Annotated in this window: 4 protein-coding genes and 3 pseudogenes; 4 read left to right on the plus strand and 3 right to left on the minus strand. The window is 70.7% G+C overall.

Features of this window, described 5'->3' with window-relative positions; all coding sequences use genetic code 11:
* Nucleotides 1-286: pseudogene (locus AOK22_RS30720) on the plus strand (DNA topoisomerase IV subunit B); the annotation flags it as partial.
* 83 nt (nucleotides 287-369) lie between these two features.
* Here AOK22_RS30720 and AOK22_RS30725 read toward each other — a convergent pair.
* From AOK22_RS30725 to AOK22_RS30735, 3 genes are all read right to left on the minus strand, one after another.
* Nucleotides 370-2,466: a catalase gene (locus AOK22_RS30725; protein WP_055701995.1), complete on the minus strand. Its 2,097-nt coding sequence runs from the start codon at nucleotides 2,464-2,466 to the stop codon at nucleotides 370-372.
* Nucleotides 2,463-3,017: a type 1 glutamine amidotransferase domain-containing protein gene (locus AOK22_RS30730; RefSeq protein WP_055701997.1), complete on the minus strand. Its 555-nt coding sequence runs from the start codon at nucleotides 3,015-3,017 to the stop codon at nucleotides 2,463-2,465. Before AOK22_RS30730 ends, AOK22_RS30725 begins: the two co-directional genes overlap by 4 nt.
* 104 nt (nucleotides 3,018-3,121) lie before the next feature.
* The gene (locus AOK22_RS30735; RefSeq protein WP_079036924.1) at nucleotides 3,122-3,676 is read right to left on the minus strand and encodes a GNAT family N-acetyltransferase; all 555 of its coding nucleotides are present in this window, start codon (nucleotides 3,674-3,676) and stop codon (nucleotides 3,122-3,124) included.
* A 26-nt stretch (nucleotides 3,677-3,702) separates the two neighbouring features.
* On the opposite strand from AOK22_RS30735, the gene AOK22_RS30740 reads away from it, so the two are divergent.
* The 3 genes and pseudogenes from AOK22_RS30740 to AOK22_RS30750 all read left to right on the plus strand — a co-directional run.
* On the plus strand, nucleotides 3,703-4,224 hold the full coding sequence (locus AOK22_RS30740; RefSeq protein WP_055701996.1) for a CGNR zinc finger domain-containing protein: 522 nt from the start codon (nucleotides 3,703-3,705) through the stop codon (nucleotides 4,222-4,224).
* A 168-nt stretch (nucleotides 4,225-4,392) separates the two neighbouring features.
* Nucleotides 4,393-5,790: pseudogene (locus AOK22_RS30745) on the plus strand (alpha-amylase); the annotation flags it as partial.
* 58 nt (nucleotides 5,791-5,848) lie between these two features.
* Nucleotides 5,849-6,295 (plus strand): annotated as a pseudogene (locus AOK22_RS30750) (LLM class flavin-dependent oxidoreductase); the annotation flags it as partial.
* Between the last annotated feature and the right edge of the window lie 40 nt (nucleotides 6,296-6,335).

Raw genomic sequence — 6,335 nt, forward strand, 5'->3', positions numbered from 1 at the left:
GTACTCGGACCGGGAGCTGCGCGAGACGCTGCTGGAGCTGCAGCGCACGAATGTGCGGTACAAGGACTCGATCCAGCGGTACAAGGGTCTGGGTGAGATGGATGCCGATCAGCTGGCGGAGACGACGATGGATCCGCGGTTCCGGACGCTGCGGCGGATCAACATCTCCGATCTGGACGCGGCCGAGCAGGTCTTCGACCTGCTGATGGGCAACGACGTCGCGCCCCGCAAGGAGTTCATCACCAGCTCCGCCGCCACACTCGACCGGTCCCGTCTGGATCTGTGAGCAGAGTCAGTGATCCGGTGCCGTGATCAGGTGTCGGATCTGGTGCTGTGATCGTGTGCTGTGGTCAGGGGAGCCCGCCGGTGTCAGCACCCCACGGGCGGCCGCTCCCAGTGCCGGTGCGCGGCGACGGCCTCGATGAAGGCCCGGGTGAACCCCTCCTGGGCGAGGCCCGCCGCCGTCGCGGTCACCACGCCGTGGTCGGAGACGACGCGGCCGTACTCCGAGCCGATCCGTAGCCCGTCGGCCCGCAGGCAGGACAGGACCCCCACTCCGGAACCGAGCGCTCCGACGGGCTTGCCGTGGCGGTAGGCGTCGCGGACGAAACGTACGGCGTCGGGGTCGGAGCCCTGGACGGGCGTGGCCGTCGGGCCGCCGGGGAGCAGCACCGCGTCGTACAGGACCGACGCGACCGTCGGCAGGGCGCGGTCCACGGCGTGCCGATCACCGTCGGCGCCCTCCACGGTGCCGTCCACCGGGGCGATGGCCTCGACGACGGCACCCCGCTCCGTGAGCTCGTCGCGGATCGCGCGCACCTGGGCGGCGTCCACGCCGTCCGCGACGAGCACCGCGATCCGACGGCTGCGGATGGAGCCGTCACCGGCGACGTTGCGCAGGCTCAGCGCGGGGGAGGTCTGCTTGTACGAGCCCGCCCGCGTCGCCGACGGCGCGGGGACGCCGACGCCCGCGGCCACCGCGGCCGCCAACTCATGGTCCACGCGGTTCAGTTCGGTGACCGTACGCTCCCGCACGGACACCGCTCCGACCTTGCCGAGCTCGAAGCGGAAGGCGGCCACGATGTGCCGCTTCTCCCAGTCCGCCATGCTGTTCCAGAACAGCGCGGCCTGGCTGTGGTGGTCCTGGAAGCTGGGGCTGCGCCGCCGGATCTTGCTGCCGTCGACGCGTTCGGCGTGGTGCGTGAAGGCCTCCGTGCCCGCACCCGCGAGCGCGGGACAGCCGGCGCCCAGGGAGTTGGGGGAGTAGTTCGTCCCCGAGTGGATCTCGCTCTGGTGGTAGCCGTCGCGCTGGTTGGTCCGCACCTGCGCGATCGGCCGATTGACCGGGATCTGCGCGAAGTTGGGGCCGCCCAGGCGGATCAGCTGGGTGTCGAGGTAGGAGAAGTTGCGGGCCTGGAGAAGCGGGTCGTTCGTGAAGTCGATGCCGGGCACCACGTTCGCCGTGTGGAAGGCGACCTGCTCGGTCTCGGCGAAGAAGTTCTCGGGGTTGCGGTCGAGGACCATCCGGCCGATCGGGCGCACCGGAACCTGCTCCTCGGGGATGAGCTTCGTCGGGTCGAGCAGGTCGAAGTCGAAGGCGAACTCGTCCGACTCGGGCACCAGTTGGACGCCGAGCTCGTACTCCGGGAACTCGCCGGACGCGATGGCTTCCCACAGGTCGCGCCGGTTGAAGTCGGGGTCACGGCCCTGGCACTCCTGCGCCTCGTCCCACGTCAGGCAGTGCACGCCGAGCTTCGGCTTCCAGTGGAACTTCACGAACGTGCCGCGCCCGTCGGCCGTCACGAAGCGGAACGTGTGCACGCCGAAGCCCGGCATCATGCGGTAGCTGCGCGGGATCGCGCGGTCGGACATCAGCCACATGATCGTGTGCAGCGTCTCGGGCTGGAGGGACACGAAGTCCCACAGGGTGTCGTGTGCGGAGGCGCCGGTGGGGATGTCGTTGTGCGGCTCCGGTTTCACCGCGTGCACGAAGTCGGGGAACTTGATGCCGTCCTGGATGAAGAAGACGGGGAAGTTGTTCCCCACCAGGTCGTAGTTCCCCTCCGTCGTGTAGAACTTCGTGGCGAACCCGCGTACGTCGCGCACTGTGTCGGCGGAGCCGCGCGGCCCCTGGACCGTGGAGAAGCGCACGAAGACAGGTGTGCGGACCGACGGGTCCTGGAGGAACGCCGCACGCGTGAACCCGGCGCAGGACTCGTACGGCTCGAAGTAGCCGTACGCGCCCGCGCCGCGCGCGTGCACCACCCGCTCGGGGATGCGTTCGTGGTCGAAGCGGGTGAGCTTCTCCCGGAAGTGGAAGTCCTCCATCAAGGTCGGGCCGCGTTCGCCCGCCGCGAGCGCGTCGTCCGTGTGGTCGACCGTGACGCCCTGGTCGGTCGTGAGGGGGCCGCCCGCCGGGTCGGCGGCGCGGTAGCGGTCGCGCTGGCGCTGCTTGTCGTCGGTCATCGCGTCGGCCGTCCCTTGGATGTGGCGAACTCGGTGAGGAAGGCCTCGCGGAATGCCTTGAGGTCGTCCGGCTTCCTGCTGGTGATCAGCGTGTTGGGTCCGTCGGAGCAGACGACCGCCTGTTCGTCCACCCAGTCGCCGCCCGCGTTGAGGACGTCGGTCCGCAGGCTCGGCCACGAGGTCAGCGTCCGGCCGCGCACCACGTCCGCCTCGACGAGCGTCCACGGCGCGTGGCAGATGGCCGCCACCGGCAGGCCCAGATGGAAGAACTCCTTCACGAACGCCACGGCGCGCTCGTCCAGGCGCAGCAGATCGGGGTTGGCGACTCCGCCCGGCAGGACGAGCCCGTCGAACTCGATCGCCCTGGCCTTGGCCACCACCTCCTGGACGGGGAACGTGTCCGCCTTGTCGAGGTGGTGGAAGGCCTGCACCTGCCCGGGGCGCGTCGACACCAGCACGGCCTCGCCGCCCGCGCCGCCCACGGCCTGCCAGGGATCGGTCAGCTCGATCTGCTCGACGCCCTCGGGCGCCACGAGGAATGCGATGCGCAGGGGCTTGGGCATGGGACGGTTCAACTCCCTTGATCGGCGTGCTCTTGCTTCTGCGCGCCGGGTGCCCGGGAGGTCGGCCGTCTAACGTCGGGCGACAGCGTCCGTCACGGCCGCCAGTACAGCGCCGGATCGGGGTGGTCGACGAACCCCAGGTCGCGGTAGAGCGGTTCGCCCTCGGGGGAGGCGTACAGATCCACGCGGGAGACGTCCCGGGTGCGGAACCAGTCGAGCAGCGACCGCATGATCGCGCGGCTGTGGCCGCGTCGGCGGTACGCGGGGTCGGTGACCACGCCGATCACATGGCCGACGCGGCCGGTCACGTTGTGCGGTCCGGGGAACCACTGCTCGACGGTGCCGATGCCGCAGGCGGCCAGACCGTCCTCGCCGTCCACGACGAGGATCCGCGCCGCGTCGGAGGTCAGCTGGTCCTTGAGGACCCACGCGAGCCGGTGGCGCCAGTCGTCGCCCGCCGAGCCGGGGTTGAAGTACTCGCCGCCCATGTCCTCGAAGAGCAGGGCCCGTAGCCGTACCAGCTCCGGAAGGTCCTTCTGCACGGCTTGGCGTACGTCGCCGTGGGCGCCGGCGGGTCGAGCGGCGGGAGCGGTGGCCGGGGCGGTCAGGTCGGGCCGGTCGGACAGGTGTGGGGTGGGCTGTGTCATGGCGATCAGCCTGCTGTAATGACCTTATGCACCTCAACCCTTACGGCGGGGATGCCGTGAACCTGGCCGCGGACCTCGCCAACCGGCGCCCGGCCGGCCCCGAGGAACTCGCGGAGCGGTGCAGGGCCGCCGGTCTGACCCTCGAACGCCCCGTCACGGCGCAGGACGTGGAGCGCACGCACGCCGCCCTGGACGTCTGGGAGAAGGTCGTCGACGCCACCGACGAGTCCGAGCGCGCCGCGTTGGTCAACGCCATGCTGGCGGCGGCATCCGCCTACCCGCGGCTCACCGATCACGCGGGCGACGGCTGGCATCTGCACTACCGCGACGACCACCAGCCGCTCGGCGCCCTGCTGTTCTCGCTCTTCTCGGTCGGCACCGCGCTGCATCTGGCGGGCCGCGGCATGCACCGGCTGCGGCGGTGCGCCGTGTCCGAGTGCGCCACGATCTTCGCCGACACCTCCCGGACGGGACGCAGGCGGTACTGCTCCCATCGGTGCGCCAATCGCGACGCGGTCCGTCGGCACCGGGCGCGCGCCACGTCCTGACCGACCGCGCGGCGCGTCGCTCGGGGGCTGGTGGAGCCGAGCGCGCTGCAAGCCTGCGCAAAGGGTTGACCAAGGGAGTCGGGGCGCCTACCGTCCCGGTTCGCAAGTTCTTGCAGATTCAATCTGCAAGATTCTGCACCCTCCCTCGCCATCCCCCTTGGAGGCCCCATGCCAGGACCGACGGCCAGAACCCGCAGACCCGTTGCCGCGACGCTCGCCCTCGCGGTGGGTGTCCTGGGCAGCCTCGTCGCGACCGCACCCGGGGCCGAGGCCTCCCCGCCCGGCCAGAAGGACGTCACCGCCGTCCTCTTCGAGTGGCGCTTCGAGTCGGTCGCCAAGGCGTGCACCGACCAACTGGGCCCCGCAGGCTATGGGTTCGTGCAGGTCTCACCGCCCCAGGAGCACATCCAGGGCGGCCAGTGGTGGACCTCGTACCAGCCGGTCAGCTACAAGATCGCCGGTCGGCTCGGTGACCGCGCCGCCTTCAAGAACATGGTCGACACCTGCCACGCGGCAGGCGTCAAGGTGGTCGCGGACACGGTGATCAACCACATGTCGGCCGGTTCCGGCACCGGCACGGGCGGCTCGTCGTACACGAAGTACGACTACCCCGGCACCTACTCGGGCGCCGACATGGACGACTGCCGGTCGCAGATCACCGACTACGGCAACCGGGGCAACGTACAGAACTGCGAACTGGTCGGACTCGCCGACCTGGACACCGGCGAGGACTACGTGCGCGGCCGCATCGCCGCCTACCTCGACGACCTGCTCTCGCTCGGCGTCGACGGCTTCCGCGTCGACGCGGCCAAGCACATGCCCGCCGGTGACCTCGCGGCCATCAAGGCGCGGCTGAGCAAGCCGGGTGTGTACTGGAAGCAGGAGGCCATCCACGGCGCGGGCGAGGCCGTCTCGCCGAGCGAGTACCTCGGCAACGGCGACGTGCAGGAGTTCCGTTACGCGCGCGACCTCAAGCGCGTCTTCACCCATGAGAAGCTCGCCTACCTCAAGAACTACGGCGAGGGCTGGGCCTACATGCCCTCCGGCCAGTCCGCCGTGTTCGTCGACAACCACGACACCGAGCGCGGCGGCGACACCCTCAGCTATAAGGACGGCGCCAACTACACGCTCGCCAACGTCTTCATGCTCGCCTGGCCGTACGGGGCGCCCGACGTCCACTCCGGCTACGAGTTCACCGACCGGGACGCGGGTCCGCCGAACGGCGGCAAGGTGAACGCCTGTTACTCCGACGGCTGGAAGTGCCAGCACGCCTGGCGCGAGATCTCGGGCATGGTCGGCCTGCGCAACACCGCACGCGGCAAGGCCGTCACCGACTGGTGGGACAACGGCGGCAACCAGATCGCGTTCGGCCGCGGCGACAAGGCGTACGTCGCGATCAACCACGAGGGATCGACGCTGACCCGGACCTTCCAGACCTCGCTGCCCGCGGGCGCCTACTGCGACGTCCAGTCGGGCCGGAGCGTCACGGTGAACTCCGCCGGGCAGTTCACGGCCACCCTCGGCCACAACACCGCCGTCGCCCTGCACGCCGGGGCGAGGACGTGCGGGTCCTGAGCGGTCGCCGGTCGTGTGGCGCGCGTGGGGCGTGGGGTAGGAAGGCGTCATGACGACTCTTGGCGTGGTGTTCCGCCCCCAGCTTCCCCCCGAGCGCCTGCGCGCCATGGTGCGCACGGCCGAGGAATCCGGCCTGGAGGAGCTGTGGCTCTGGGAGGACTGCTTCCTGGAGAGCGGCATCGCGAGCGCGGCCGCCGCCCTCGCGTGGTCCGAGCGGCTGCGCGTGGGCGTCGGGCTGCTGCCGGTGCCGCTGCGCAACGTGGCCCTCGCCACGATGGAGGCGGCCACACTGCACCGGCTCTTCCCCGACCGCGTGATGCTCGGCGTCGGGCACGGCGTGCAGGACTGGATGGGCCAGGTGGGCGCGCGCGTCGAGTCGCCGCTGACCCTGCTGCGCGAGCACCTGGACGCGATGCGGGCCCTGCTGGCCGGCGAGCGCGTCACGACGGAGGGACGGTACGTGTGCCTCGACGGTGTCGCACTCGACTGGCCGCCCGCGTAGACGGCGGGTGCGGACGCGGGCGGCCAGTCGAGTG

It is taken from the genome of Streptomyces silaceus (genome assembly GCF_001419745.1).
Classification (GTDB): domain Bacteria; phylum Actinomycetota; class Actinomycetes; order Streptomycetales; family Streptomycetaceae; genus Streptomyces; species Streptomyces silaceus.

Coding starts and splice junctions, on each gene's coding strand:
- AOK22_RS30725 (WP_055701995.1), bottom strand. CDS start 2,466: ATGACCGACGACAAGCAGCGCCAGCGCGACCGCTACCGCGCCGCCGAC.
- AOK22_RS30735 (WP_079036924.1), bottom strand. CDS start 3,676: ATGACACAGCCCACCCCACACCTGTCCGACCGGCCCGACCTGACCGCC.
- AOK22_RS30740 (WP_055701996.1), top strand. CDS start 3,703: ATGCACCTCAACCCTTACGGCGGGGATGCCGTGAACCTGGCCGCGGAC.